23 protein-coding genes and 1 tRNA gene are annotated in these 24,984 nt (G+C 72.2%); 11 read left to right on the plus strand and 13 right to left on the minus strand.

Annotated elements, in window-relative coordinates; all coding sequences use genetic code 11:
• Positions 1-481: 481 nt before the first annotated feature.
• Both OHA34_RS20020 and OHA34_RS20025 read left to right on the plus strand, forming a co-directional pair.
• Positions 482-3,004, plus strand: a complete 2,523-nt coding sequence (locus tag OHA34_RS20020) for a tetratricopeptide repeat protein (RefSeq protein ID WP_329518553.1) — start codon at positions 482-484, stop codon at positions 3,002-3,004.
• Between the two features lie 481 nt (positions 3,005-3,485).
• Entirely contained in the window at positions 3,486-3,782 is a 297-nt protein-coding gene (locus OHA34_RS20025) for a hypothetical protein (RefSeq protein WP_329518554.1), read from the plus strand.
• Between the two features lie 121 nt (positions 3,783-3,903).
• Here the strand turns inward: OHA34_RS20025 and OHA34_RS20030 are convergent.
• Positions 3,904-3,985 (minus strand) — tRNA-Tyr (locus OHA34_RS20030).
• 179 nt (positions 3,986-4,164) lie between these two features.
• Between OHA34_RS20030 and OHA34_RS20035 the strand changes: the two genes are divergently transcribed.
• Positions 4,165-4,656 (plus strand): YajQ family cyclic di-GMP-binding protein, encoded by a 492-nt coding sequence (locus OHA34_RS20035; RefSeq protein WP_285944348.1) that lies wholly within the window; start codon positions 4,165-4,167, stop codon positions 4,654-4,656.
• A gap of 3 nt (positions 4,657-4,659) precedes the next feature.
• Here the strand turns inward: OHA34_RS20035 and OHA34_RS20040 are convergent, their stop codons facing one another.
• The 8 genes from OHA34_RS20040 to OHA34_RS20075 all read right to left on the minus strand — a co-directional run bounded on the left by OHA34_RS20040 (position 4,660) and on the right by OHA34_RS20075 (position 12,748).
• Positions 4,660-4,971 carry a PASTA domain-containing protein gene (locus OHA34_RS20040; protein ID WP_285944245.1) on the minus strand — a complete coding sequence of 104 codons (312 nt, stop codon included), beginning with the start codon at positions 4,969-4,971 and terminating at the stop codon, positions 4,660-4,662.
• Positions 4,972-5,362: 391 nt separating this feature from the next.
• Complete coding sequence (gene htpX / locus OHA34_RS20045; RefSeq protein ID WP_285944246.1) at positions 5,363-6,217, minus strand: zinc metalloprotease HtpX; 855 nt, start codon at positions 6,215-6,217, stop codon at positions 5,363-5,365.
• A gap of 80 nt (positions 6,218-6,297) precedes the next feature.
• Complete coding sequence (locus OHA34_RS20050; protein WP_285944247.1) at positions 6,298-7,782, minus strand: NADH-quinone oxidoreductase subunit N; 1,485 nt, start codon at positions 7,780-7,782, stop codon at positions 6,298-6,300.
• Positions 7,782-9,302, minus strand: coding sequence for a complex I subunit 4 family protein (locus OHA34_RS20055; RefSeq protein ID WP_329518555.1), 1,521 nt, complete (start codon positions 9,300-9,302; stop codon positions 7,782-7,784). Before OHA34_RS20055 ends, OHA34_RS20050 begins: the two co-directional genes overlap by 1 nt.
• Positions 9,299-11,191, minus strand: coding sequence for an NADH-quinone oxidoreductase subunit 5 family protein (locus OHA34_RS20060; protein WP_329518556.1), 1,893 nt, complete (start codon positions 11,189-11,191; stop codon positions 9,299-9,301). Before OHA34_RS20060 ends, OHA34_RS20055 begins: the two co-directional genes overlap by 4 nt.
• Positions 11,188-11,619 (minus strand): NADH-quinone oxidoreductase subunit NuoK, encoded by a 432-nt coding sequence (gene nuoK, locus OHA34_RS20065; RefSeq protein ID WP_285944250.1) that lies wholly within the window; start codon positions 11,617-11,619, stop codon positions 11,188-11,190. The genes OHA34_RS20060 and nuoK overlap by 4 nt, the downstream gene beginning before the upstream one ends.
• Positions 11,619-12,152 carry an NADH-quinone oxidoreductase subunit J family protein gene (locus OHA34_RS20070; protein ID WP_285944251.1) on the minus strand — a complete coding sequence of 178 codons (534 nt, stop codon included), beginning with the start codon at positions 12,150-12,152 and terminating at the stop codon, positions 11,619-11,621. Before OHA34_RS20070 ends, nuoK begins: the two co-directional genes overlap by 1 nt.
• Complete coding sequence (locus OHA34_RS20075) at positions 12,149-12,748, minus strand: NuoI/complex I 23 kDa subunit family protein (protein ID WP_329518557.1); 600 nt, start codon at positions 12,746-12,748, stop codon at positions 12,149-12,151. The genes OHA34_RS20070 and OHA34_RS20075 overlap by 4 nt, the downstream gene beginning before the upstream one ends.
• Before the next feature lie 194 nt (positions 12,749-12,942).
• Here OHA34_RS20075 and OHA34_RS20080 point away from each other — a divergent pair, with 194 nt between their 5' ends.
• Both OHA34_RS20080 and OHA34_RS20085 read left to right on the plus strand, forming a co-directional pair.
• Positions 12,943-13,779 (plus strand): ComEA family DNA-binding protein, encoded by an 837-nt coding sequence (locus tag OHA34_RS20080; RefSeq protein ID WP_329518558.1) that lies wholly within the window; start codon positions 12,943-12,945, stop codon positions 13,777-13,779.
• 104 nt (positions 13,780-13,883) lie between these two features.
• On the plus strand, positions 13,884-14,597 hold the full coding sequence (locus OHA34_RS20085) for a hypothetical protein (protein WP_329518559.1): 714 nt from the start codon (positions 13,884-13,886) through the stop codon (positions 14,595-14,597).
• 6 nt (positions 14,598-14,603) lie between these two features.
• Here the strand turns inward: OHA34_RS20085 and OHA34_RS20090 are convergent, their stop codons facing one another.
• The 4 genes from OHA34_RS20090 to OHA34_RS20105 are packed head-to-tail and all read right to left on the minus strand — an operon-like array spanning position 14,604 to position 17,336.
• Positions 14,604-15,566 carry a complex I subunit 1/NuoH family protein gene (locus tag OHA34_RS20090; protein ID WP_285944255.1) on the minus strand — a complete coding sequence of 321 codons (963 nt, stop codon included), beginning with the start codon at positions 15,564-15,566 and terminating at the stop codon, positions 14,604-14,606.
• Positions 15,559-16,098, minus strand: coding sequence for an NADH-quinone oxidoreductase subunit C (locus OHA34_RS20095; protein ID WP_329518560.1), 540 nt, complete (start codon positions 16,096-16,098; stop codon positions 15,559-15,561). Before OHA34_RS20095 ends, OHA34_RS20090 begins: the two co-directional genes overlap by 8 nt.
• Entirely contained in the window at positions 16,095-16,925 is an 831-nt protein-coding gene (gene nuoB / locus OHA34_RS20100) for an NADH-quinone oxidoreductase subunit B (RefSeq protein ID WP_329518561.1), read from the minus strand. The genes OHA34_RS20095 and nuoB overlap by 4 nt, the downstream gene beginning before the upstream one ends.
• 39 nt (positions 16,926-16,964) lie before the next feature.
• The gene (locus OHA34_RS20105; RefSeq protein ID WP_285944258.1) at positions 16,965-17,336 is read right to left on the minus strand and encodes an NADH-quinone oxidoreductase subunit A; all 372 of its coding nucleotides are present in this window, start codon (positions 17,334-17,336) and stop codon (positions 16,965-16,967) included.
• A gap of 290 nt (positions 17,337-17,626) precedes the next feature.
• On the opposite strand from OHA34_RS20105, the gene OHA34_RS20110 reads away from it, so the two are divergent.
• The 6 genes from OHA34_RS20110 (at position 17,627) to OHA34_RS20130 (ending at position 24,967) form a co-directional block, all read left to right on the plus strand.
• A complete protein-coding gene (locus tag OHA34_RS20110; protein WP_285944259.1) occupies positions 17,627-18,805 on the plus strand; it encodes a hypothetical protein in 1,179 nt (392 codons plus the stop codon).
• Positions 18,806-19,155: 350 nt separating this feature from the next.
• A complete protein-coding gene (locus tag OHA34_RS20115; protein WP_285944260.1) occupies positions 19,156-20,331 on the plus strand; it encodes a hypothetical protein in 1,176 nt (391 codons plus the stop codon).
• A gap of 113 nt (positions 20,332-20,444) precedes the next feature.
• A complete protein-coding gene (locus OHA34_RS38550; protein ID WP_432763117.1) occupies positions 20,445-20,546 on the plus strand; it encodes a putative leader peptide in 102 nt (33 codons plus the stop codon).
• Positions 20,547-20,805: 259 nt separating this feature from the next.
• The gene (locus tag OHA34_RS20120; protein WP_329518562.1) at positions 20,806-22,647 is read left to right on the plus strand and encodes a 2-oxoacid:acceptor oxidoreductase subunit alpha; all 1,842 of its coding nucleotides are present in this window, start codon (positions 20,806-20,808) and stop codon (positions 22,645-22,647) included.
• Entirely contained in the window at positions 22,640-23,728 is a 1,089-nt protein-coding gene (locus OHA34_RS20125) for a 2-oxoacid:ferredoxin oxidoreductase subunit beta (protein WP_285944262.1), read from the plus strand. The genes OHA34_RS20120 and OHA34_RS20125 overlap by 8 nt, the downstream gene beginning before the upstream one ends.
• Before the next feature lie 255 nt (positions 23,729-23,983).
• The gene (locus tag OHA34_RS20130) at positions 23,984-24,967 is read left to right on the plus strand and encodes a SecDF P1 head subdomain-containing protein (RefSeq protein ID WP_329518563.1); all 984 of its coding nucleotides are present in this window, start codon (positions 23,984-23,986) and stop codon (positions 24,965-24,967) included.
• Positions 24,968-24,984: the final 17 nt, after the last annotated feature.

A 24,984-nucleotide genomic window follows, 5' to 3' on the forward strand; every position in this document is an offset into this window, starting at 1 on the left:
CGTATTCCACCCAGCCACCCAGTGCGCCCGCGGACGGCGAGAGGGTGTGACAGACCGTTCCGCGCGAGGGTGCCCCCCGGCCCAGCGGGTGGCTGGGGCACGAGACCCCCGCTTCACGGTCGCGCAACCGACGTGGTCGGGTACTCGGTACCTCTTCGTCCCGAACTATTCGGCGGGCTCTAGGCCGGCCCCTTTCCGCACTGGTCGGGACGTATGTTGGTTGGCGGTGTTCGGCAGTGTTGCTGTACTTCCGTTCTGTACAGCAGTCAGCCTTACCTACGGCGACGCCCATGCCGGAGGACGAGCTATCCCGCAGCCGCATCGGCCGCGGTCCGCACCGTCGTGGAGCGGGCGACCTGTTCCGGATTTTGGTCTATGACCCGGTGTCGGGCGTCTTGGACGTGTGGCCGCATCCTTGTTAGTTCGCTCCTGGCCTGTTCGTTGGCGGTATGTTCCGATCGTGGGTTGGGATAGTGAGGGTGTGCTGGCGGGCCGGTACCGGCGACTGGGGCAGATCGGGCAGGGTGGGATGGGCGCGGTGTGGCGCGCTCATGACGCCGACCTGGAACGCGAGGTGGCCATCAAGGAACTGCGGGTGCCCGAGCAGGTCACCGAGCAGGAACGGCGCGTATGGTACGCGCGGATGGGGCGGGAGGCCCGAGCCGCCGCCCGGCTGAGGCACCCGGGGATCGTCACCGTCTACGACCGGGTGACGGGCGAGGACGGCCGTCCGTGGATCGTGATGGAGCTGATCCACGGGCAGTCCCTGGAGCACTTGCTGACCGAGCAGGAAGCCCTACGTGAGCCGCAGGTCGCCGCAATCGGGTTGGCGATGTTGGAGGCGCTGTCGGCCGCACATGCGCACCGGATCGTGCACCGCGATGTCAAACCGGCCAACGTGCTGCTGGAGGGCGATCGGATCGTCCTCACCGACTTCGGTATCGCCGCGGTGGAGGGCGATGCCACCCTCACCCGCCCGGGCGCGGTGCTGGGCACGCCCGCCTACATGTCCCCCGAACAGGTATCCGGCCGGGCCGTCAGTCCCGCCTCGGACCTGTGGTCACTCGCCGCGACCTTGTACGCGGCGGTGGAAGGCCGCCCGCCGTTCACCGCCCCCACACATGGGGCACTGTTCATCGCCATCGCCACCCAAGACCCCGCACCACCCGAATGCGGCGGGCCGCTCGCGCGGGTCCTGAACGGCCTGCTGCGCAAAGACCCCGCCGACCGGCTATCCGTCGGGCAGATCCGCGACCTGCTCACCGCCGTGACCGGCCCCGGCAGCAAGTCCGGCGCCCAGGCCCGGCGCGCTGACCAGCAACCCGCGCCACTCACCGACACCCTCAGCTACACCGACGGCCTGCCCCTCGTACGCGGCCCCGTACCCTTCCCAGATGACAAGGGGCTGTCCCAGCCAGCCCGTGCTGCCAAGGATTTGCCCGAGCAGGAGGCGGTCGCGATCCGCCGGGAGTTGGCCGAGGCCGACCCCGACCGCTACCGCCCCGACCTCGCCCAATCACTGCACAACCTCGGCAACACGCTGTGGAAGCTGAACCGTTTCGCCGAAGAACTGCCCGTGGAGCAGGAGGCGGTCGTCATCCGCCGGTGGTTGGCCGAGGCCGACCCCGGCCGCTACCGCCCCGACCTCGCCCTATCGCTGAGCAACCTCGGCTTCACGCTGGGGAAGTTGGACCGCCATGCCGAGGCGGCACCCGTGAGACAGGAAGCGGTCGCTATATACCGGGAGCTGGCCGAGGCCGACCCCGACCGCTACCGCCCCAACCTCGCCCAATCGCTGCACAACCTCGGCAACACGCTGTGGAAGCTGAACCGTTTCGCCGAAGAACTGCCCGTGGAGCAGGAGGCGGTCGTCATCCGCCGGGAGCTGGCCGAGGCCGACCCCGACCGCTACCGGCCCAACCTCGCCCAATCACTGAGCAACCTCGGCAGCACGCTGAAGAAGTTGGACCGCCATGCCGAGGCGGCACCCGTGAGACAGGAAGCGGTCGCTGAATACCGGGAGCTGGCCGAGGCCGACCCCGACCGCTACCGCCCCAACCTCGCCCTATCGCTGCACAACCTCGGCGACACGCTGTGGAAGCTGAACCGTTTCGCCGAAGAACTGCCCGTGGAGCAGGAGGCGGTCGTCATCCGCCGGCGATTGGCCGAGGCCGACCCCAACCGCTACCGCCCCGACCTCGCCCAATCACTGAGCAACCTTGGCAGCACGCTGGGGAGGCTGGACCGCCATGCCGAAGCGGCACCCGTGAGACAGGAAGCGGTCGCCATCCGCCGGCGATTGGCCGAGGCCGACCCCAACCGCTACCGCCCCGACCTCGCCCAATCACTGAGCAACCTTGGCAGCACGCTGGGGAGGCTGGACCGCCATGCCGAAGCGGCACCCGTGAGACAGGAAGCGGTCGCCATCCGCCGGCGATTGGCCGAGGCCGACCCCAACCGCTACCGCCCCGACCTCGCCCTATCGCTACACAACCTCGGCTTTACGCTGGGGAAGCTGGACCGCCATGCCGAAGCGGCACCCGTGAAACAGGAAGCGGTCGCCATCCGCCGGCGATTGGCCGAGGCCAACCCCGGCCGCTACCGCCCCGACCTCGCCCTATCGCTGCACAACCTCGGCAGCACGCTGGGGAAGCTGGACCGCCATGCCGAAGCGGCACCCGTGGAGCAGGAGGCAGTCGCCATATACCGGCGGTTGGCCGAGGCCGACCCCAACCGCTACCGCCCCGACCTCGCCCTATCGCTACACAACCTCGGGTTCACGCTGGGGAAGCTGGACCGCCATGCCGAAGCGGCACCCGTGAAACAGGAAGCGGTCGCCATATACCGGCGGTTGGCCGAGGCCGACCCCAACCGCTACCGCCCCGACCTCGCCCAATCACTGCACAACCTCGGCTTCACGCTGGGGAAGCTGGACCGCCACGCCGAGGCGGCACCCGTGAAACAGGAAGCGGTCACGATCCGCCGGGAGCTGGGCCGAAGTTGACCCCGACCGCTACCGCCCGGTGCAGGCCGACCCGGACCGTAGGCCGGCTACGGCCGAGGCCGGAAGCGGCGCGGCAGCGATCGCCCCAGCCTTCGACTGCACCCCACCACCCACTGCGATCGTCACGGCCTCGACTCTCTCCAACGCTCTCCCACTTCTCCCCTGTCCTTGACGCACCAGCACGGCCGGGAAACTGCCGCAGCGTAGAGGCGGCCATTCCCGATGATGACTGCTCCCACCACTCAACGGTCGTCTGCACGATTGGACGGCCGAACGGTTCGCGACGGGTCGGCCCGGAGAGGCCGTATGCCCGGCCCGAACCGGTCGGCCGCGGCGACCCGCGCAGCGGGGCGCCCTTGAAGACGTAGAGAAACTCCTCATCCCATCTCCAGGACTAGACACTCCCGGGACTGAACAACTGGGTTCAAGCGGGCTGCTCGGGCGGTACCTGGGCAGGGCGTCGGGCTGTGCTCAGGCGCTCGTGGAACTACACGGCAAGAGGCTCGATCAGGTAACGCTCGTCGAGGACTCCGGCGAGATCTTGCCCTCGCATCCCCGGGTCGTCGTTCTGCCGGTCGAACTCGAAGGCGGCCATGCCCTCCTGAGCGGCGGCATCGTGTTCTCCCTCGACGGGCATGGCGGGCTTCCGGCACAGGTCGCCAAGTGGGCAGGGCCCAGCGTGGCCGTCCCGCTACGGGTCTATGCCACGTGTGTGGCGAGGCAGGACAAGGATGCCAAGCGGCGGATCAACAAGGCAACCAGGCCGAAGAGCGTCTAGAACTTCGGCACGTATTCGGCACAGCCAGCCGTAGAGGGCCGTTGACGATCATGGACGGCCGGACATGACGAGAACAGCCCCTGACCGGGTTTTGCCTGGTCAGGGGCTGTTTCTGCTGGTGTGGCGGGTCCAGGATTCGAACCTGGGAAGGCTAAGCCGACGGATTTACAGTCCGCTCCCATTGGCCACTCGGGCAACCCGCCGTGGTGTCGCTCTCGCGACGGCACTGGAAAGAATAGCGGACCGGGTGAGCGGTCGTGACATCGGCGGGTGGTCGTGCGGGGGCGGGCGCGGGTCGGCGGTGCTCGCTACGCTGGCCCGAGTCGCGAGGGTGTGCCGTGGCATGCCCGGTTCTTCGTTTTCCGCAGCTAGAAGGGGTTGTCTGTTGGCCGACTCAAGTTTCGACATCGTGAGCAAGCTCGACCGGCAGGAGGTCGACAACGCGCTGAACCAGGCGGTGAAGGAGGTGGGCAACCGGTTCGACTTCCGGAACGTGGACGCGGGGATCAAGTGGTCCGGGGAGACCATCGAGATCCAGGCCAACTCCGAGGAGCGGGCGAACGCCGTTCTGGACGTGCTCAAGGACAAGCTGGTCAAGCGGAGCATCTCGCTGAAGGCCATCGACGCGGGGGAGCCGCGGCTGTCCGGGAAGGTCTACAAGCTCGGGGTGGCGCTCAAGGAGGGCATCTCCCAGGAGGACGCGAAGAAGATCGGCAAGATCATCCGGGAGGAGGGGCCGAAGGGGGTGAAGGCCCAGATCCAGGGTGAGGAGCTGCGGGTCACCTCCAAGAAGAAGGACGACCTTCAGGGGATCATGGCGCTGCTGAAGGGCAAGAACCTCGACGTGGCGCTCCAGTTCACCAACTACCGGTGACCCTCACCGTCCGAAGAAGAGCGTGATCGGGGTGTCGGGCGGGACCGTGGTGCCGGCCGGCGGCGACTGGCCGGTGGTGAGCCGGCCGGGGGCGGTGTCGCGTTCGTCCAGCCTGTAGAGGCCGGCGTCGCGCATGCGGTGCTGGGCGTCCTGGCGGGTGACGCCGATGACGTCCGGTACGCGCACCCCTGGGCGCGTGGACGCGCCGAGGGCGACCAGGGAGCCGCCGACGCCTCCGGCCACCAGGCAGAGCAGGCCGATCACCGCGCCGGGAGGACCGGTGCGGTGCGGCATTGATGGGGACGGTCTGCTCATGACGGCCTCCGCGCATCGGGACGATGCAATTGAGGATGCGCCACGCTGAGCGACGGTTGTCCCGCGGCGGGTAATCATTCCGCCTCAGATCATAAAGAGCGCGCCGGCCCCTTCCCCCGCAGAAGTGGTCGGCGCGCTCACAGTGGGTATGACGCCGGGTCCCGCGCGATGGTTCGGACGGGTCCCGAAGATTTCCCGCGGGTCAGCAGGCGAGCGGGGGAGGCCGGGGCGTGGCGTTGGCCCTGAGGGCCCTCCCGGTGGGCCCCGGCGCGACATGTCGTCCGCCGCGGGGCGCCGCCCGCGGCCGGATACGGGCTCGCGGACGGGGACGAGAGTCGTGCGGCGCACTTCGAGCACCCGGTGGCCGTCACGGCGGACTCGCCGGGCGGCCTCAGCGGCGGCCCGCCATCCGCTCCAGCCGGGCCACCCGCTCGGCCGTGGGCGGGTGGGTGGAGAACAGCCTGCCGATCCCGGCGCCCTGGAACGGGTTGGAGATCATCAGGGCGCTGGTGGAGGCCAGCTCGGGATCCTGCGGCAGCGGCAGCGCCCGGGTGCCGGCCTCGATCTTGCGCAGCGCGGAGGCGAGCGCGAGCGGGTCGCCGGTCAGCCGGGCGCCGGCGGCGTCGGCGGCGAACTCGCGGGTGCGGCCGATGGCCATCTGCACGACGGCGGCGGCGACGGGGCCGAGGATCAGCATGAGCAGCGCGCCGAGCAGTCCGGGGCCGTCGTCGTCGTCGGACCGTCCGATCGGCAGGAAGATCGCCAGATGGGACAGGTAGGTGATCACGGTGGCGAGCGCGGCGGCGACCGAGGCGATGAGGATGTCGCGGTTGTGGACGTGCGAGAGCTCGTGGCCGAGGACGGCGCGCAGCTCGCGCTCGTCGAGCATCCGCAGGATGCCGCGGGTGCAGCAGACGGCGGCGTTGCGCGGGTTGCGGCCGGTGGCGAACGCGTTGGGCTGCATCGTCTCCGACACGTACAGCCGGGGCATCGGCTGCCGGGACGCGGTGGCCAGCTCGCGGACCAGCCGGTAGAGCACCGGGGCCTCGACCTCGCCGACCGGGTGGGCGCGCATGGAGCGCAGCGCGATCCGGTCGCTGAACAGGAACGCGAAGCCGTTGGTGACCAGCGCGAGGAGCAGCGCGACGGCGAGCCCGGTGGTGCCGCCGAGCAGCCGGCCGGTGGCGAGCATCAATGCCGACAGTGCGGCGATCAGTGCCGCCGTCTTGACGCCGTTGAGCTGCACTTGCGTCCTGCCTCCCCGTCGACTTCCGGCCATCGGGGTCAACGGTTTGACCTGCCCAAACGTTCCCGGTTCGGGGTGGTTCAGGTGGCTGCGGACACCGTCTGGAGGACGATCTGGGGCGCCACCGACAGGACCACCGCGGCGGCGGCGGTGGCGGCGACGGCGGCCCGGACGGCGAGGCCGGGGGCCGCCTCGTCCGGCACCGCGGGGCGGCCGGCGCCGGGCGGGGCGAAGAGCCGCACGGCCCACAGGAGGTAGTAGTACAGGCCGATCACGGTGTTGATCGCCATCACGACCGCGAGCCAGGTCACGTCCCCGGCGACGGCCGCGCGGAACACCACGACCTTGGCGAACAGCCCCATGATGCCCGGGGGCAGCCCGGCGAGGCAGATCAGGAAGAAGGCGAGCGCGGCGGCGACGGCCGGGCTGCGCCGCGCCAGCCCCCGGTAGTCGTCGAGGCGGTCCTGGACGGGGCGGCGGTGGAGGGCGATGACGACGGCGAACGCGCCCAGGTTCATCACCGCGTACAGCGCGACGTAGGCGGTGGTGGCGGCGACCGCCTCGGGCAGCCGCCGGGTGCCGACGGCGAGGGGCGCGAGCATGTAGCCGGACTGCGCGATGGACGACCAGGCCAGCAGCCTGATCACGGTCCGCTGGCGGAGCGCCAGCAGGTTGCCGAGGGTCATCGTGACGGCCGCGAGGATCGCGATCAGCGGTCCCCAGACGTGCCCGTACGCGGGGAACCCCAGCGCCAGCACGATCGCGAGCCCGGCGAACCCGGCCGCCTTCGACACCACCGACAGGAACGCGGCGACCGGGAGCGGGGCGCCCTGGTAGACGTCCGGGGCCCAGAAGTGGAACGGGACGGCCGCGACCTTGAACCCGAACCCGGCCAGGACGAGCACGACGCCGACCGCCGCCACCGGGTCGAGGTCGGCGGGCAGCCGCTCCAGGGCGGGGGCGATCCGGTCGAGGTGCATGGCGCCGGTCGCGCCGTACACCAGGCTGATCCCGAACAGCATGATCGCGGTGGAGACGACCGAGATCAGGAACAGCTTGAGCGCGGCCTCGGAGGCGGCGCCGTCGTAGCGGCGCAGCCCGACCAGCGCGAACACCGGCAGCGACAGCGTCTCCAGGGCCACCACCAGCAGCACCAGGTCGCGGGCGGCGACCAGGGTGAGCGCGCCGATGACCGCGGCGAGCAGCAGGAAGTGGAACTCGCCGGCGGGCAGCCGCGAGTCGGCGATCTCCTGGACCGACAGCAGCACGACGACCGCGGCGGCGGCGAGCACCAGGCCCTGGAACAGCAGGGTGAAGTCGTCGGCGACGTACGAGCAGGACCGGGGGCCGCCGGCGCGCAGGGCGTCCGGCAGGCAGAAGGTGGCGCGCCGGTCGCCGCCGGCCAGCACCGCGACGGCGGCGAGCGCGACGGTGAGGGCGCCGCCGCCGAGCAGCCCGATCACGCGGCGGGGCGCGTCGAAGGCGTCGGCGAGCAGCAGCCCGACCGCGGCCACCGCGAGGATCAGCGGCGGCGCGATCGCGGCGTAGTCGATCCCCTGGATCATCAGCCGCCTCCGAACAGGGCGCGCACGGGGGCGGTTGTCAGGTCCAGCAGCGTCTTCGGCCAGAGGCCGACGAGCAGCGTCAGCGCGATCAGCGGCGTCCAGGCCGCGTACTCGTACCCCGAGATCGCGGCGGACGGGACGGCCGCGGCGGCCCCCGGCTCGGCGGACGGGGCCGGGCGGCCGTGGGTGATCTTGCGGAGCAGGCGCAGGAAGTACGCGGCGGTCAGCACGGCGCCGAGGCCGCCGACCGCCATGAAGGCGACGAACGTCCCGCGCGGCAGGCCGGCGTGCGGACGGTACGCGCCGAGCAGCGCCAGCATCTCGCCCCAGAATCCGGCCAGGCCCGGCAGCCCGAGCGAGGCGACGCACGCGAAGGTCAGCATCGAGGCCAGCCGCGGCGCCGTGGTGAGCATCCCGCCGCCGAGCGCGTCGAGGTCGCCGGTGCCGTACCGGTCCTTGATCGCGCCGGCCAGGAAGAACAGCAGGCCGGTGATCAGGCCGTGCGCGACGTTGCCGAACAGCGCGGCGTTCACCCCGACCGGCGTGAGGGTGGCGATGCCGAGCAGCACGAACCCCATGTGCCCGACCGACGAGTAGGCGATCATCCGCTTCAGGTCGCGCTGGGCCAGGCAGGCGAGCGCGCCGTACACGATGCCGATCACCGCGAGGAGCCCGAGCCACGGCGCCCAGACCCGCGCGCCGTCCGGGGCGAGCGGCAGCGCCACCCGGACCAGGCCGTAGGTGCCCATCTTCAGCAGCACCCCGGCCAGCAGCACCGAGCCGACCGTCGGGGCCTCGGTGTGCGCGCCCGGCAGCCAGGTGTGCAGCGGCCACATCGGCGCCTTGACCGCGAAGCCGAGGCCCATCAGCAGGAACGCGGTGGCCTGCACGCCGTGCCCGAGGCCGGCGCCGTGCCGCCGGGCCAGCTCGGTCATGTCGAGCGAGCCCGCGTTGACCGCGACGAGCAGCATCCCGGCCAGCAGGAGGCCGGAGCCGAGCAGCGTGTAGAGGATGAACTTGTCCGCGGCGGCGCGGCGGCCCGGGCCGCCCCACACCAGGATCACCACGTACATCGGGAGCAGGACGACCTCGAAGAACACGAAGAACAGCACCAGGTCGAGCGCGACGAAGGTGCCGAGCATCCCGACCTCCAGCACCAGCAGCAGCGCGGTGAGGAGGCGGGCCCGGCCGCGGGCGGGCGGGTGCTTGAGCGTGTAGAGGAAGCACAGGAAGGTCAGCAGCGCGGTCAGCGCGACCAGCGGCAGCGAGATCCCGTCGGCGCCGAGGTGGAAGCGGAGCCCGATCGCGGGCGCCCACGGCCGGTCGATCTCGCCCTGCATCCGGGAGGACGCGCCGAAGTCGAACGCGGCGACGGCGTACAGCGCGATCAGCAGCGTCGCGCCGGAGACCGCCGCGCCGAACGTCCGCACGGCGGCGGCGCCGGGCAGGAACCGGCGGGCGGGGACGAGCATCGCCAGCGCGCCGAGCAGCGGGACCGCCATCATCACCACGAAGATCACCGGAAGATCACCACCCCGGCCGCGATGACGACCACCCCGGCGATCAGCCCGGTCAGGTAGGTCTGCGCGTTGCCGTTCTGCGGGACGCGCAGCACCCCGCCGAGCCGCCGCGCGCCACGGGCGGTGCCGACGACCGCCGCGTCGACCCGGCGGACGTCGAAGGCGGCGACGTGCCGGGCGAGCGCCCGGACGGGCCGGACGATCATCGCCGCGTACGCCTCGTCCACGAGGAAGGCCCGCGCGAGCACCGGACGCAGCGGGCCGAGCACGCGCGCCGGGTCGAGCGCGGGGTCGCGGTTCCAGACCAGGAACGCGGCGCCCGCCCCGGCGGCTGTCGGCAGCAGGCCGAGCAGGGCCGAGGCCACGTGCGGGCGCAGTTCGGGGGCGCCGAGCCCGAAGAACCCGAGGGCCGCGGCGGGCACCGCGAGCGCCGCCACCGTCCACGCCATCAGCCTGGACGGCTCGCGCGCCTCGTAGGTCCCGCGCTGCTCGCCGAAGAACGTCATCAGCCAGGCGCGGGTCGCGTAGGCGGCGGTCAGCGCGGCCGTGACCAGCAGCCCGAGGTAGATCAGCCACGCGACCCCGGCGGGGAGGGCCGCGCCCGTCCGGGCGAGCGGCGCCAGGGCACCGCCGTGCAGAGCGGCGTGCTGCGCGGCCTCGATGATCGAGTCCTTGCTGAACCAGCCGCTGAACGGCGGGACGCCCGCGAGCGCGGCGAACCCGGCGGTCATCGACCAGAACGTGATCGGCATGGTGTGCCGGAGCCCGCCGTAGCGGGCCAGCACGTTGGACCCGGTCACCACGATCACGCATCCGGCGGACAGGAACAGCAGCGCCTTGAACGCCCCGTGGGCGAGCAGGTGGAAGATCGCCGCACCGTCCGCGCCGACCGCGAGCCCGGCGGCCATCACGCCGAGCTGGCTGATCGTGGAGTAGGCCAGGACGCGCTTGAGGTCGTCCTGCGCGAGGGCGGCCAGCGCCGCTCCGGCCATCGAGACCACCGCGAGCACGCCGAGCACGGTGAGCGCCGCGGGCGCGACGAGAAACACCCCGTACAGCCGGGCGACGACGTAGACGCCCGCCGCGACCATCGTGGCCGCGTGGATCAGCGCGCTGATCGGCGTCGGGCCCGCCATCGCGTCCGGCAGCCAGGTGTGCAGCGGGAACTGGGCGCTCTTGCCCGCCACCCCGGCGAGCAGCAGCAGCGCCGCGGCCGTCGCGGTCGCGTGCGGCAGTTCCGGCGCGGCGGCGATGACGCCCTGGACGGAGAACGTCCCGGCGCCGAGGCCCAGTACGAAGACGCCGAACAGGAATCCGACGTCGCCGAGCCGCGTCATCAGGAACGCCTTGACCGCCGCCCGCGAGTTGCCCTCGTCCTCCCAGTGGTGGCCGATCAGGAAGTACGAGCAGATGCCCATGACCTCCCAGCCGGCGTACAGCAGCAGGAGGTCTCCGGAGAACACCACCAGCAGCATCGCGGCGGTGAACAGCGAGATGAACGCCGCGTACGACGAGAACCGCGGGTCGCCGGCCATGTAGGCGACCGAGTAGACCTGCACCGCGAGCGCGACACAGCAGACCATCAGCCCGACCACGACGGACAGCCCGTCCACCTGGAGGCCGATCCTGATCGGCACGGACCCGGTCTCGATCAGCGTGAGCGTGCCGGTCCGCGCGCCCGGATCTCGCCACACGGCGAACGCGGCGACCGCGGCGAGCACCAGCGACACCGCCGCGGACGCGCCCGCGATCAGCGCGGGACCGTCCCGCCACGTCGGACGCGTGCCCGCGGGGGCGCGCAGCAGGCGCGACAGGCGGGGGCCGAGGAGCATCCCGGCGAACGCGGCGGCAAACGGCAGCAGGATCACCAGCGAGACGAGCACGATCACGGCGCCGCCTCCCCACCCGGCGGGACGGCCTCACGCCCGGCGCCGCGTCCGGCCTCGGCCTCGCCTCCGTCGCGCCCGGCGCTCTGCTCCGGTTCGCCGGCGGCGGCGCCTTCGGGCGTCCGGTCCTCGGCGAGGGTGCGGAGCCGGTCGACGTCGACGACGTCGCGGTTGCGGTACACCAGCAGGACGATCGCCAGCCCGAGCCCGATCTCGGCGGCGGCGATCACGATGGTGAACAGCGTCAGCACCTGCCCGCCGTGCAGCCGGTCGCGCCACCACACGTCGAACGCGACGAGGTTGAGGTTGACGGCGTTGAGCATGAGCTCGACCGCCATCAGCACCAGGATCGCGTTGCGCCGGGCCAGCACGCCGTACACGCCGACCGAGAACAGCAGCGCCGACACGATCGTGGGATAGACGATGTGCATCAGCCCCCGTCCCTCCCGCCGCCGCGCGCGCCCGGACCGATGTCGGACCGCGACAGCACGATCGCGCCGACCAGCGAGGCCAGCAGCAGCACCGACAGCACCTCGAACGGCAGCACCCAGGTGCGGAACACGCTGGAGCCGAGTGCCTCCGCCGATCCGCCGCCCGCGGCGACCGGCTTGTGCGCGCCGCCGAAGCCCAGCACCATCACGGTGACCAGCACGGCGGCGGTGGCGGCGGCGACCGCGAGCGCGAGCAGGCGGTTGCCGGAGTCGACGTCGGCGGCCCGTCCGATCGGCGCCCGGGTCAGCATGATGCCGAACAGCAGCAGGACCACGACGGCGCCCACGTAGATGAGCACCTGCACCCACGCGACGAACTCCGCGGTGAGGACGAGGTAGCCGCCGGCCAGTGCGCCGAACGACACCACCAGCCACAGCGCCGCGTGCACGATCTGCCCGGTTGTGACGCAGAGGATCCCGGCCCCGACGGCAACGGCGCCGAGCAGGATGAGGACGAGGTCGGGTCCCGTCATGGGCGCCCCCCGCCCGGGGAGTCGCTCGGGGATTCACCGGCGGGCGGGCCCGTGGTGGGAGTGCCTGTGGTGGGCGCGCCCGTGGTGGGCGCGCCCGTGGTGGGCGCGCCTGTGGCGGGCGGGCCGTTGCGGGAGGTCCGGGCCGCGCGGGCGGCGGCCTTCTCCGCCGCGGCGATCTCCTTGGGCGGCTCGGCGGCCGGGTCGTGCGCCTGCGGCGGCGGGACGGTCCACATCCACTCGCGCAGCCGCTGCTTCTCGTGGGTCAGCTCGGCGATGTCGTATTCGGCGTACTCGAACTCGGGCGACCAGAACAGCGCGTCGAACGGGCACACCTCGATGCAGATCCCGCAGTACATGCACAGCGCGAAGTCGATCGCGAACCGGTCGAGGACGTTGCGGGTACGGGCCCGTCCACCGCCCTCCGCGGGCAGCGTCTCCTTGTGCGAGTCGATGTAGATGCACCAGTCGGGGCACTCGCGCGCGCACAGCATGCAGACGGTGCAGTTCTCCTCCAGCAGCGCGATGACACCGCGGCTGCGCGGCGGCAGATCGGGCTGCACCTCGGGGTACTGACGCGTGACGGAACGCCGCGTCATCGTCCGCAACGTGACGGCCAGCCCTTTGGCCAGCCCGCCTCCTGGTAGCCGTCCCACAAGGCCCATGATTCCGTACTGAGGGCGTCTGGGGAACGCGGACGGCGCGGCGTTCGTCAACCAGAGGTGAGCCGGCGACAACGGGGTACGCCTCCATGTGCCCCGCGCCTCCACGAGGCAGGCGGCCAGGAGGTCACATGAGCCAGGGAACGGACGGCACCTTCGAGCCCGATCACGACCGCCCCGTCGGGCGTCCTCCGCGAGCGTCCCGCCCCCGCCACCACCCACCGGGGAATCCGCCGCAGGCGCAGCCGCCCCACTGGTACGAGCCGCGGCCGATGCCCCCGCCCATGCCGCATCGGCCGTTCGGGCCCCCGCCGATGCCGCCGATGCCGCCGCCCCCGGCGAGCGAGCCGCAGGGCATCCTGTGGGCGTTCGTCCCCTTCCTGACCTTGGGGTTCGGGACGCCGTTCTCGTTCCTGTACGCGGCGATGCGGCGCAACTCGTGGAACCTCGGCATGACCGCGCTCGGCTACGGCGTCGGCACCGGCGCGGTACTGATGCTGATGGGGACCGGCGAGCCCCTGACGGCCCTGCTCGGCAGCGTCATGATGATGATGCTGTGGATCGCCGGGTCCGCGCACTCCTTCGCCGTCCGCGGCTCGGTGTTCCCCCGCGCGAACCCGCACAGCCGGCACAACGCGCACGCCATCGAGGTCGCCCGGTACCGCCGCATGCTGCGCGCGGACGCCCGCGGGCTCGCCGCCGAGGACCCCGGGCTCGCGCACGAGCTGAGGATCGGCCGGCCCGACCTCCCGCGGGCCTACGACGACGGCGGGCTGATCGATGTCAACCACGCGCCGCCGCCGGTACTGGCCACCCTGCCCGGCCTGTCCCCCGAGCTCGTCGAGCGCGTCGTGAGCCGCCGCGGCGAGCAGGGCGGGTTCGTGTCCGCCGAGGAGCTGTCGGTCGACGCCGACCTGCCGCCCGAGGTGCTGCCCAAACTCGCCGAGTACGCCATCTTCCTGCCCTGACCGGCGGCGCGCGGGGCCGCGTGGACGGCGCGCGGGCGCCGTCTGTCGGACGCGGTTGATAGGACTGGCCGAGCCCGTCCCCCACCGCCCGGGAGCACCGAACCATGGTCGATACCGCCGACATCGCCCGCCCGTACAGCTGCCACCTGCTGGAGTTCTCGGTACTGCCCGGCGGAGCGCGCCTCGGCAACATCTACGTCGCGGGCGACGCCGACGAGCTCCGCGAATGCGTCGACGGCGACTGGGAGGAGGGCGCCGACGGGTACCTGATCCTCTGGTACGGGGCGCTGCTGCACCTGTGGACCGTCCAGCACGGCGCGATCGTCGCCGGCCTCGACCTGCACCCGTACCTGCGCACCGGCGACGCGCGCTGCGACCTGGCCGTCGCCCGCGTGCTCGACGGGTCGGACGACGAGGAACGGCGCGAGACCGTCCAGGAGGTGCTGATGGCGTACGCGGAGGCGGAGCGCCCCACCGCGTCCGGCCTGCCGGTGGTGGCCCGCATGTTCGACCTCTTCGACCGGATCGACGCCGACCCCGCCGACTCCGACGCGCTCGCCGAACTCGACCGCATCCTCGACCTGGTCGAAGGCGGCGACCCGCCCGCGTCCTATGACGGTGTCAGCGTCGAGGGCCTGCACATCGACTGGGACGCGGTCCCCGTCCCGGCCCTGCACGAACCCGTCCTACGGGAAGGCAGGGTGAGCGTCCGCTGGGGCGACGCGTCGCTGCGTCACCGCGCCAGCCATCTGCACCACTCCACGCCCACGTCCGAGGGCACGGACTTCGAGCACGGCTTCACCGAGGGAGGCGGCTGACCGCCCCTACAGCGCGACCTTCAGCACACCCGTCAGCGCGAGCTGCACCAGCGACAGCGGCACCAGGTACTTCCAGGCGAGCTTCTGAAGCTGGTCCTCGCGCATCCGCGGATAGCTGACCCGCAGCCAGATCACCACGAAGGACAGCCCGAACACCTTGACCAGCGTCCACAGCCAGCCGAGCCCGGTGTCCAGGAACGGGCCCTTCCACCCGCCAAGGAACAGCACCGCCGTCAGCGCGCACAGCACCACGATGCCCGCGTACTCGGCCAGGATGAACAGCGCGAACCGCAGGCCCCCGTACTCGGTGTACGGACCGAAGATGATCTCGGAGTCGGCGACCGGCATGTCGAACGGCGGCCGGCGCAGCTCGGCGAGCCCCGCCACGAAGAACACCACCGCGCCGATCGCCTGCCACGGCAGCCACCACCAGCGCCACTCCTCGATGATGCCGCCCAGCGACAGCGTCCCCGCCGCCATCGCCACCGACGCCGCCGCGAACACCATCGGCAGCTCGTACGACATCAGCTGCGCCGCGACCCGCATCCCGCCGAGCAGCGCGTACTTGTTGGCGCTGGCCCAGCCCGCCATGATCGCGCCGATCACGCCGACGCCCATCACCGCCAGCGCGAAGAACAGCCCCGGCCCGAGATCGAGCGCGACCTGCCCGCCCGGCCCGACCGGCACCACCACCAGCACCAGCAGGTACGGGACGATCGCCACGCCCGGCGCCAGCTTGAACACCCGCCGGTCGGCCGCGGCCGGGACCACGTCCTCCTTCTGGGCGAACTTCACCCCGTCGGCGACGAGCTGCGCCCACCCGTGGAACCCGCCCGCGTACATCGGGCCGAGCCGCCCCTGCATGTGCGCCATCACCTTGTGCTCGGCCTGCCCGACCAGCAGCGGCAGCACCGCGAACGCCGCGGCGACCAGCACCAGCTTCAGGACGATCACCAGCAGCTCAGGCATGCGGCCCCCAGTCGTCGGGCACCCCGGGCGGCCGGACCCGCCGCCGGCTCGGCGCGCCGTGCCCCGACTCGCCCGGCTCCTTCGCCCCCGGCCACGGCTTGGCGACCCGCGCAGCCAGCACGAAGTCCTTGCGCAGCGGACGCCCCTCGAACCCGTCCGGCAGCAGCAGCGGGATCAGGTTCGGATGCCCCTCGAAGACCACCCCGAACATCTCGAACGTCTCCCGCTCATGCCAGCCCGCCCCCCGGTACACCCCCGTCACCGTCGGCAGCCGCGGATCCTCGCGCGGCACCCGCGTCCGGACGAGCAGGTGATGCCGCCGCTCCAGCGAGTAGAGGTGCGCGACGACCGCGAACCCCATCTCCAGCTCGTCCACCCCGGTCAGCCAGTCGAAGAACCCGCACGCCAGCTCGTCCCGCGCGAACGTGACCGCCTCCACCCACAGCTCGGGCGGCACCCCGACCGCCAGCCCCCCATGGGTCTCCTCGGTCGACACCTCGTCCCCGAACCGCTCCACCCAGGCGGGCCTCATGAGGAGGACCGGCCGATCCGGTCGTCGTCCTCGTCGTCGGCCAGGCCCGGGATGATCGAGGGATCGTGATCGCCGCGCGCGGTCGGCCGCCCGGAGGCGTCGGTGCCGGGGACGGGCTGCGTCGCGGCGTCCGGCGAGGCCTGCGGGGCGTCGCCGGCGGGGGGCATGGGCTGCGTCGAGGCCCCCGGGGCGGCGTCCAGGACGAGGGGGGTCGCGGCCTCGGTGCTGAGCGGCTCCGCCTCGGGCGGGGGCTGGATGGGGCGCCTGAGGACGGTGGCCGAAAGCGGTCGCGGCGGGGGCGGCGGGGCGACCGGCTCGCCGGTTCCCGTGTAGCGGTCGCCGAGCGACTCGGCGGCGATCTTCTCCTGGAGGTGGACGATGCCGTGCAGCAGGGCCTCGGGGCGCGGGGGGCAGCCGGGCACGTAGACGTCCACCGGGATGATCTGGTCGACGCCCTTGGTGACGCAGTACGAGTCCCAGTAGGGGCCGCCGCAGTTGGAGCAGGCGCCGAACGAGATGACGTACTTGGGCTCGGGCATCTGCTCGTACAGCCGGCGGACGGCGGGCGCCATCTTGTCGCTGACCGTCCCGGACACCACCATCAGGTCGGCCTGGCGCGGGCCGGGCGCGAACGGGATGACGCCGAGGCGGATGAAGTCGTGCCTGCTCATCGAGGTGGCGATGAACTCGATGGCGCAGCAGGCCAGGCCGAAGTTGAAGACCCACAGGGAGTACCGGCGGCCCCAGTTCAGCGCGAACTTGATCGGCTTGGGCGCCAGCCGCGACAGCGGCCCGATGCCGGGCGGGGGCAGGTCCACGGTGCTCACAGGAGCATTCTTACAGCCCGCCGGACGGCCGCCAGGGGGTCAGACCCACGAGAGGACGCCCTTCTTGCCCGCGTAGACCAGACCGACGGCCAAGAAGGCCAGAAATACGAACATTTCGCCCAATGTCGTCATCCCATAACCAGGGGCGGCGAAAACGGTCGCCCACGGGAAGAGGAAGACGGCGTCCACGGCGAACACGACGTACAGGTAGGCGAACACGTAGTAGCGAACGTACGACTGGGCCCAGTCGCCCTCGACGGGATCGACGCCGCACTCGTAGGTGGCCAGCTTCTCGGCGGTCGGACGGCTCGGGCGCAGCATCCGGTTGGCGGCCAGGCCCCCGCCGACGATCCCCGCGCCGACCAGGAGCAGCGCCGCGACGAGCGCGTACCCGTCGAAATAGTCGTTCACCGCAACCTCCCGGAAGGCGTCCCGTCAAGTATCGCCGAGATACCGATTGAGCGACGCGAGCCCTCAGCGGGTAGGCAAGGATCACATTGCCGGCTCTTTGCTGCACACTAGAGATGCATTTGGGGCCAGATGACCTGGAAGGACGTGACCGGATGAGCAACCCTCCGCCTCCCCCGGGCTGGGATCCCCCGGCCGGTCCCTCTTGGCCGCCGCCCCCGCCGCCCGCGGGACCCGGCGGCCAGCAGGGACCGGGTGGGCCGGGCGGCCCGGGCGGCCCGGGCGGACCCGGCATGCCCGGAGGCGCACCCCCGCCGCCGGGCCCCGGCGGCTACGGCGGGCCTGGAACCCCGCCGCCGTTCTACCCGCCGCCCCCCGGCGGCATGGGCCTGCCCGGCATGCCGCCACCGCCGCCGAAGCGCGGCAACACCGGACTGATCATCGGGCTGATCGGCGGCGGGCTGGTCGTCGTGATCGCGATCGCGGTCGTGGTGTTCGTGGTCGTGTCGGCCGGGGGCAAGAAGCCCGAGGAGAAGCTCAAGGCGGCGGCCGTCTCGCTGGGCGGGTCGCGTGCCCTGGCGCTGAAGGGCGACTTCGGTGGCGGCGCGGACACCCTCCAGGGTGAGCTGACCGTCACCAAGGGCGGCCGGACGACCGGTGAGGTGACCTGGAACAGCGACCAGGTGACCCTGATCTCGGCCGACGGCAAGCTGTACGTCAAGGCCGACGCCGCCTACTGGAAGCGCCAGATCTCCGGGACCGAGCCCCCCTACTACCTCGGCAGCGGCGCGCAGTGGGGCCGGCTCAGCGCCGACAAGCTCGACCTGGACTTCAAGGCCGAGCTGACCCCGGAGGCGCTCGCGACCAAGCTGCGGCAGGCCGCGCTGGCCAAGGTCAAGCCGGTCGAGACCACGCTCCAGGGCACGAAGGTGCTGAAGTTCACCACGATCTCGGCGACGCTGTACATCAGCGACTCCGACGACGCCAAGCTGCTGCGGTACGAGAGCGGGTCGCCGAAGGTCACCGTCGACGTCACGGCCAAGAGCACGAGCGAGGCGTCGGCGTCCATCTCCGACCTGCGCGGCCGGATCGGCGAGCTGAAGGACTCCTTCGACGGATCGGCCCGCCCCACCACCGTCGACTGGAAGAAGGGCGGCTGCAACGGCGACTCCGGCTGCACCGTGGAGGCCAAGATCCGGCCCCCGTTCGGGGCGGAGACGCCGCTGACGATCGACGTGCGGTTCAGCCTCACCGCGGGCACGATGACCGGCCGCGACCTGGGCAACTGCACCACCAGGATCACGGTCAGCAGCTCCACCCCGGTGTGGGCGAGCTGCCGGGTCACCAGCAGCGCGTGGTCGAGCTGGGCCAAGGCCACCGGCGGCACCTACTACAAGCACGTCGACTACAAGGTCATCGGTGCGACCGACAGCGACGTCCAGGGTCTGCTGAGCGGTCTCGACAGTGAGTGAGCGGCCCGGCCGGGCGGTCGCCGCCGGCTGAGGCCGGGCGCCCCGAAGCTCACCGGGTGCCGGACGATGCGCGGTCCTGCTGCGCTTGCGCGCATCGTCCGGCACTCTTGACATGTGTCATGGGATGTCCGGCATGAGCCGGTGGTGAGCAGAGTGGACGCCGAGTGAACGTTGATCAGGAAGGATCGCCGTTTCCGGGGGTCCCGGTCGCGGGCGCGGCCGTCTCCGGCGGTCCGAACCCGCCGGACGGAACGGTCCCCGGCCAGACCGGAGGACCGGCGCCCGGCGGGGCGGGCGCACCTCTCCCCGGCGGCGCCGGAGCGCCCATGCCGGGCGGGCCCGGAGCGCCCATGCCTCAGGGGCCGGAGCCTGGCGGGGCGCGCGCCGCGATGATGCGGCGCCGGCGGATCGTCGCCGGTGCCGGGGCGGCGGTCGTGGTCGTGGCCGCCGCCGTGACGGCCGGGGTCGTCATGACCGGCGACGACCCGAGCGGCAAGCCGGACAAGAAGGCCGGGCCCGCGCCGTCCTCCTGGGTGCAGCAGGCCGCACGGCAGCTCACGGCGAGGCCGGGCCTGCAGTACGCGGGGACGCTGCCCGCGGACGGCCGGCCCGTCCAGGCGCGGCTGCGCGTCACCCGCGCGGGCTCGGCCACCGGGACCCTGACGGCGGCGGGCGGGATGCGCGCCGACGTCGTCACGGCCGACGGCGTCACCTACCTCAAGGCGGGCCCGGCGTTCTGGCGCACCTACGGCGGCGAGGGCGCCCGGCCGGACGTCTACGCGGGCCGCTGGACCAAGGCGCCCGCCTCCATGCCGGGACTGGACGTCGCGGACGTGCTCGGCCCCGAGAAGATCGCCGAGCGGCTGGCCAAGGCGCCGGCCCGGCCGCGCACCGAGAACGTCGCGGGCGTCCCGGCGTACCGGGTCAAGACCCAGGACGCCGACTACTTTCTGACCACCGCCGCGCCGTACCGGCTGGTGAGCGTCCAGGCGGCGGGGCAGGGCGACCCGCGGTTCGCCGTCGCGCCGGTGACCGCCGCCGCGCCGCTGTTCGCCGAGCTGCGCCCGCGGGTCGCGGCGCTCGGCGGCGCCGCCGATCCGGCGCTGCGCTTCGCCCCGGGCAAGCTGACGTTCGTCAACTGCGACGAGAACATGAACGGCTGCACGGTGAGCGTGCCCGCCAAGATGACCGCGCCCGACGGGACGGTGCCGTCGGGCGCCCGCGCCGCGCTGCGGGCGACGGTCACGTCCAAGGGCAAGGCGCTCGGGACCTGCACGGGGACGGGCGCGGTGCCGTCCAACCGGGAACTGGTGCTGCGCTGCACGGTGACCGGCCGCACCTGGCGGAACTGGATGCGGCAGGCCCTGGACTCCCCTGGCGCGCACCCGTACGAGGCGCAGGCGCGGGTCGTCGGCGAGGCGGTGTCGGCGGCGGACGTCTCCGGCCTGCTCGCCGGGATCGACCGTGAGCGCGGCGTCGCCAAGGGGGCCGGCGGCAAGAACGCGCCCGGCGCGCCGAAGCCGTGAGGGCGCACCGCGGACGGCTCGCCGCGGCGGCCGTGCGGAGCCTCCGCCCGGCCCCCGGGGGCCGGTTGGGCCGGACGGATTTCGGGCTGTCTATAGTCAAAGCCGTGAACTCCGTGCCACCGGGGAGCTTGGGCTCCCCACCGATCCCCTCGCGGCTCGTGCGGCGGATCCACGTGGATCTGTGCCGCCTGGCGAGCTGCCTGTGTTCGGGATGAACCCGAGAGCCGAGTAGGTCGTACCGGCGGATGGGACCTGCCCGAATCCGCCGGAGTCGCGTGATCTTCCGCCCGGAGTGGTACCTCTTGGACTACAGGGCCACGACCTCCCGAACGCGGGATGTCACATGACGGGCGGAGTGGCGGCCCCGGGAGAGCACGTGCTTCCCGGACATACCATGAAGGTAAGCCTAAGTAGCATCACGATCCTGGGTGCCTCCCCCAGGACGGGTGCTGCGCGTCGAGGAGGTCTTCCTCTGTGACCAAAAAGGTCCAGCAACTCGACCGCGTCATCATCCGTTTCGCCGGTGACTCCGGTGACGGTATGCAGCTGACCGGCGATCGCTTCACCCAGGAGACGGCGGCGTTCGGCAATGACCTGTCGACGTTGCCGAACTTCCCGGCCGAGATCCGCGCCCCGGCCGGGACCCTTCCCGGCGTGTCCAGCTTCCAGCTGCACTTCGCCGACCACGACATCCTGACCCCCGGGGACGCGCCCAACGTCCTGGTGGCGATGAACCCGGCCGCGCTCAAGGCCAACCTCGGGGACCTGCCCCGCGGCGCCGACCTGATCGTCAACACCGACGAGTTCACCAAGCGCAACCTGGCCAAGGTCGGCTACACCGCCAACCCGGTCGAGGACGCCTCGCTCGGCGAGTACCGGGTGCACGCGCTGCCGCTCACCTCGATGACGGTGACCGCGCTCGCCGCCTTCGAGCTGTCCAAGAAGGACGCCGAGCGGGCCAAGAACATGTTCGCGCTCGGGCTGCTGTCGTGGATGTACGACCGTCCGACCGAGGGCACCGTCGGCTTCCTCGAGCGCAAGTTCGCCAAGAAGCCCGAGATCATGAAGGCGAACATCGCCGCGTTCCAGGCGGGCTGGAGCTACGGCGAGACCACCGAGGCGTTCTCGGTGCAGTACGAGATCAAGCCGGCCGAGCACGACCCGGGCCTCTACCGCAACATCACCGGGAACGTCGCGCTGGCATACGGGCTGGTCGCGGCGGGCGTGCAGAGCGGCCTTCCGCTCTACCTGGGCTCCTACCCGATCACCCCGGCGTCCGACATCCTGCACGAGCTGTCCAAGCACAAGCGGTTCGGGGTGCGCACCTTCCAGGCCGAGGACGAGATCGCCGCGGTCGGCGCGGCGCTCGGCGCCTCGTTCGGCGGGTCGCTCGGCATCACCACCACGTCCGGTCCGGGCCTCGCGCTCAAGAGCGAGACGATCGGCCTGGCGGTCGCCACCGAGTTGCCGCTCCTGGTCATCGACGTGCAGCGGGCCGGACCGTCCACCGGGCTGCCTACCAAGACCGAGCAGGCCGACCTGCTCCAGGCCATGCACGGCCGCAACGGCGAGGCGCCGGTCCCGGTGATCGCGCCGCGGTCGCCGTCCGACTGCTTCGACGCGGCGCTGGAGGCGGCCCGGATCGCGGTCACCTACCGCACCCCCGTCATCCTGCTGTCGGACGGCTACCTGGCCAACGGGTCCGAGCCGTGGAAGCTGCCGGACGTGGCCGACCTGCCGACGATCGAGCCCGGCTTCGCCGAGGCCGGCCAGGAGGACTTCCAGCCGTTCAGGCGCGACCCCGAGACGCTCGCCCGGCCGTGGGCGATCCCGGGCACGCCGGGGCTGGAGCACCGGATCGGCGGCCTGGAGAAGGCCGACGGATCGGGCAACATCTCCTACGACCCGGCCAACCACGACCTGATGACCCGGCTCCGCCAGGCCAAGGTCGACGGGATCGCCGCCGACATCGCGCCGCTGGAAGTGGACGACCCGTCCGGCGAGGCGAAGGTGCTGGTCCTCGGCTGGGGCGGCACGTTCGGGGCGATCTCAGCGGGCGTCCGCCGGGTCCGCCGCGGGGGGGGCCACGTCGCGCAGGCGCATCTGCGGCACCTCAACCCGTTCCCGGCCAACCTCGCCGAGGTGCTCCGGTCCTACGACAAGGTCGTGGTCCCGGAGATCAACCTGGGCCAGCTCGCGCTGCTGCTGCGCGGCCGGTTCCTGGTCGACGTCATCGGCTACAACCAGGTCCGCGGTCTGCCGTTCAAGGCCGAAGAGCTCCAGAACGTGATCCAGGATGTGATCGACAGTGAGTGACGAGGCGATCAACGGAGTGAACGGGCTGAACGGGAACGGGGGGCGCTCCGCGCTCTCGCTGGTGCCCAAGACCGACCAGAAGCAGACCATGAAGGACTTCAAGACCGACCAGGAGGTGCGCTGGTGCCCCGGGTGCGGCGACTACGCCGTCCTGGCCGCGGTCCAGTCCTTCCTGCCCGAGCTCGGCCTGCGCCGCGAGAACATCACGTTCGTCTCGGGCATCGGCTGCTCGTCGCGGTTCCCGTACTACATGAACACCTACGGGTTCCACTCGATCCACGGCCGCGCGCCCGCGATCGCGACCGGGCTGGCCACCTCCCGCCCGGACCTGTCGGTGTGGGTGGTCACCGGTGACGGCGACGCGCTGTCGATCGGCGGCAACCACCTGATCCACGCGCTGCGCCGCAACGTCAACCTGAAGATCCTGCTGTTCAACAACCGGATCTACGGGCTGACCAAGGGGCAGTACTCGCCCACCTCCGAGGTCGGGAAGATCACCAAGTCGACCCCGATGGGCTCGCTGGACTCCCCGTTCAACCCGCTGTCGCTGGCGATCGGGGCCGAGGGCACGTTCGTGGCCCGCACCATCGACTCCGACCGCAAGCACCTCCAGTCGGTGCTGCGGGAGGCCGCCCAGCACGAGGGCACGGCGCTGGTGGAGATCTACCAGAACTGCAACATCTTCAACGACAACGCGTTCGAGCCGCTGAAGGACCCCTCGGTCCGCGACGACGTGACGATCCGGCTGGAGCACGGCGAGCCGATCGTGTTCGGCGCCGAGCGGCAGAAGGCGCTGGTCCGCAACCCGGCCGGGTCGTTCGAGGTGGCGAACGTGGCCGATGTCGACCCGTCCCGGATCGCGGTGCACGACGCGAGCAACCCGGACCCGTCGCAGGCGTTCGCGCTGTCGCGGCTCGACTCGCCGGCGTTCGAGCACACCCCGATCGGCATCTTCCGCAACGTCGACCGGCCGTCCTACGACGAGCTGCTGCGCGGCCAGGTGGACGAGGCGGTCGGGGCGCAGGGCCAGGGCGACCTGGCGGCGCTGCTCGCCAGCGGCGACACCTGGCGCATCGACTGACCCTCGGTTCCGCTCGCGAAGGCCCGGTCCCGTCCGCGGGGTCCGGGCCTTCGCGCGTCACGGGCCGATCACGGCCTGGCGTGGCGCGGGCCCGGCCCGCGGGCCGGGCCTGTCGCGGGCCGAGCACCGGACTATCACGGGGTGAGCACGGCGGGAATCGGGAACGAACCGATGGCCGGGTTCGGTCGGTCACACGCTGCGTGAGCCGGGCGCGTCCTGGAAGACTGGGGAGATCATGCACCCGGGGAGGTGACGATGCGGGTCGTTCCACGCCGCAGCAAGGGTCGTCAAGGCGCGCCCGACGCCGAGCCCGTCCGCCCCGACGAGCCCACGGTCCCCTCCCCCTCCTCGCCCGTCCAGGTGCGGGCCCCGGTGACCGTCGAGGAGCCGCTGCCGCCGACGCAGCCGCTGGGGCCGTCCGACCTGCCCGGCGCGTCCGACCTGCCCGGCGGGTCCGGCCCGGTGGGACGGCGGGCCGCGAAGAAGGCCGCGCGGGCCGAGGCCAAGGCGGTCAAGCGCGGGCGCCGGAAGGCCGGACGCCGCAAGGGCGGGGACGCCGCCGCGCCCGCCCCTCCGGTGGAGCCCCCGGCGATGCCCGATCCCGACCAGCGGCGCCGGGCCCGTTCGGCCGAACGGCACCGCGCGGCGGCCGAGGCCAAGCGCAGCCGGGCGGCGCAGCGGCAGGGCCTGGCTCGGAAGGGCGGCACCCCCGAGGCCAAGGCGCTGCGGCAGCACCGGTCCGCGCTGCTGGTCATGGTCATCACGCTCGGGCTGCTGATCGCGGCGGTCGCGGTGACCGGCGGGATGATCGCCGGTCAGATGCGGACCCGCCCGGTCGCGCTGGCCGCGCCGCTGCACGTCTACCCGGTGACGCAGACGGCGCCGGGGCAGTGCCCGAACGGGACGCAGGGGGTCAGCGCGCAGGCCGTCGGCGGGATGACCTGCTACCAGATGACGCAGGGCATCGCGATCCGCGAGGTCGCCGACCTGCGGGTGCAGAAGTCGCGGACGGCGGGGAGCGACTACGAGGTCGCGGTCACCCTGCGCAAGGCCGACCGGCGCGCGTTCGCCGCGCTGACCCGCGCGACGGTCGGCCACGACCTGGCGTTCGTGGTGCGCAACACCATCGTCACGCTGCCCCGGGTCGACATGCCGATCCTCGACGGCAAGGTCGTGGTCACCGGCCAGCCGAGCCGCAAGGACGCCGCCCGGCTGATCCGCGCGCTGAAGGGCGGGTAGCCCCCACCGCCGCGGAA

This window comes from Spirillospora sp. NBC_01491, from assembly GCF_036227065.1.
Lineage (GTDB): Bacteria > Actinomycetota > Actinomycetes > Streptosporangiales > Streptosporangiaceae > Spirillospora > Spirillospora xylanilytica.

What these genes read in the sequence shown, in the direction of transcription:
- OHA34_RS20090 (WP_285944255.1), bottom strand. Translation starts at nt 15,566, where the DNA reads ATGCCTGAGCTGCTGGTGATCGTCCTGAAGCTGGTGCTGGTCGCCGCG.
- nuoK (WP_285944250.1), bottom strand. Translation starts at nt 11,619, where the DNA reads ATGCACATCGTCTATCCCACGATCGTGTCGGCGCTGCTGTTCTCGGTC.
- OHA34_RS20050 (WP_285944247.1), bottom strand. Translation starts at nt 7,782, where the DNA reads ATGATCCAGGGGATCGACTACGCCGCGATCGCGCCGCCGCTGATCCTC.
- OHA34_RS20130 (WP_329518563.1), top strand. Translation starts at nt 23,984, where the DNA reads ATGCGGGTCGTTCCACGCCGCAGCAAGGGTCGTCAAGGCGCGCCCGAC.
- OHA34_RS20040 (WP_285944245.1), bottom strand. Translation starts at nt 4,971, where the DNA reads ATGAGCAGACCGTCCCCATCAATGCCGCACCGCACCGGTCCTCCCGGC.
- OHA34_RS20095 (WP_329518560.1), bottom strand. Translation starts at nt 16,098, where the DNA reads ATGAGGCCCGCCTGGGTGGAGCGGTTCGGGGACGAGGTGTCGACCGAG.
- OHA34_RS20075 (WP_329518557.1), bottom strand. Translation starts at nt 12,748, where the DNA reads ATGACGCGGCGTTCCGTCACGCGTCAGTACCCCGAGGTGCAGCCCGAT.
- OHA34_RS20070 (WP_285944251.1), bottom strand. Translation starts at nt 12,152, where the DNA reads ATGACGGGACCCGACCTCGTCCTCATCCTGCTCGGCGCCGTTGCCGTC.
- OHA34_RS20080 (WP_329518558.1), top strand. Translation starts at nt 12,943, where the DNA reads ATGAGCCAGGGAACGGACGGCACCTTCGAGCCCGATCACGACCGCCCC.
- OHA34_RS20085 (WP_329518559.1), top strand. Translation starts at nt 13,884, where the DNA reads ATGGTCGATACCGCCGACATCGCCCGCCCGTACAGCTGCCACCTGCTG.
- OHA34_RS20110 (WP_285944259.1), top strand. Translation starts at nt 17,627, where the DNA reads ATGCCCGGAGGCGCACCCCCGCCGCCGGGCCCCGGCGGCTACGGCGGG.
- OHA34_RS20115 (WP_285944260.1), top strand. Translation starts at nt 19,156, where the DNA reads ATGCCTCAGGGGCCGGAGCCTGGCGGGGCGCGCGCCGCGATGATGCGG.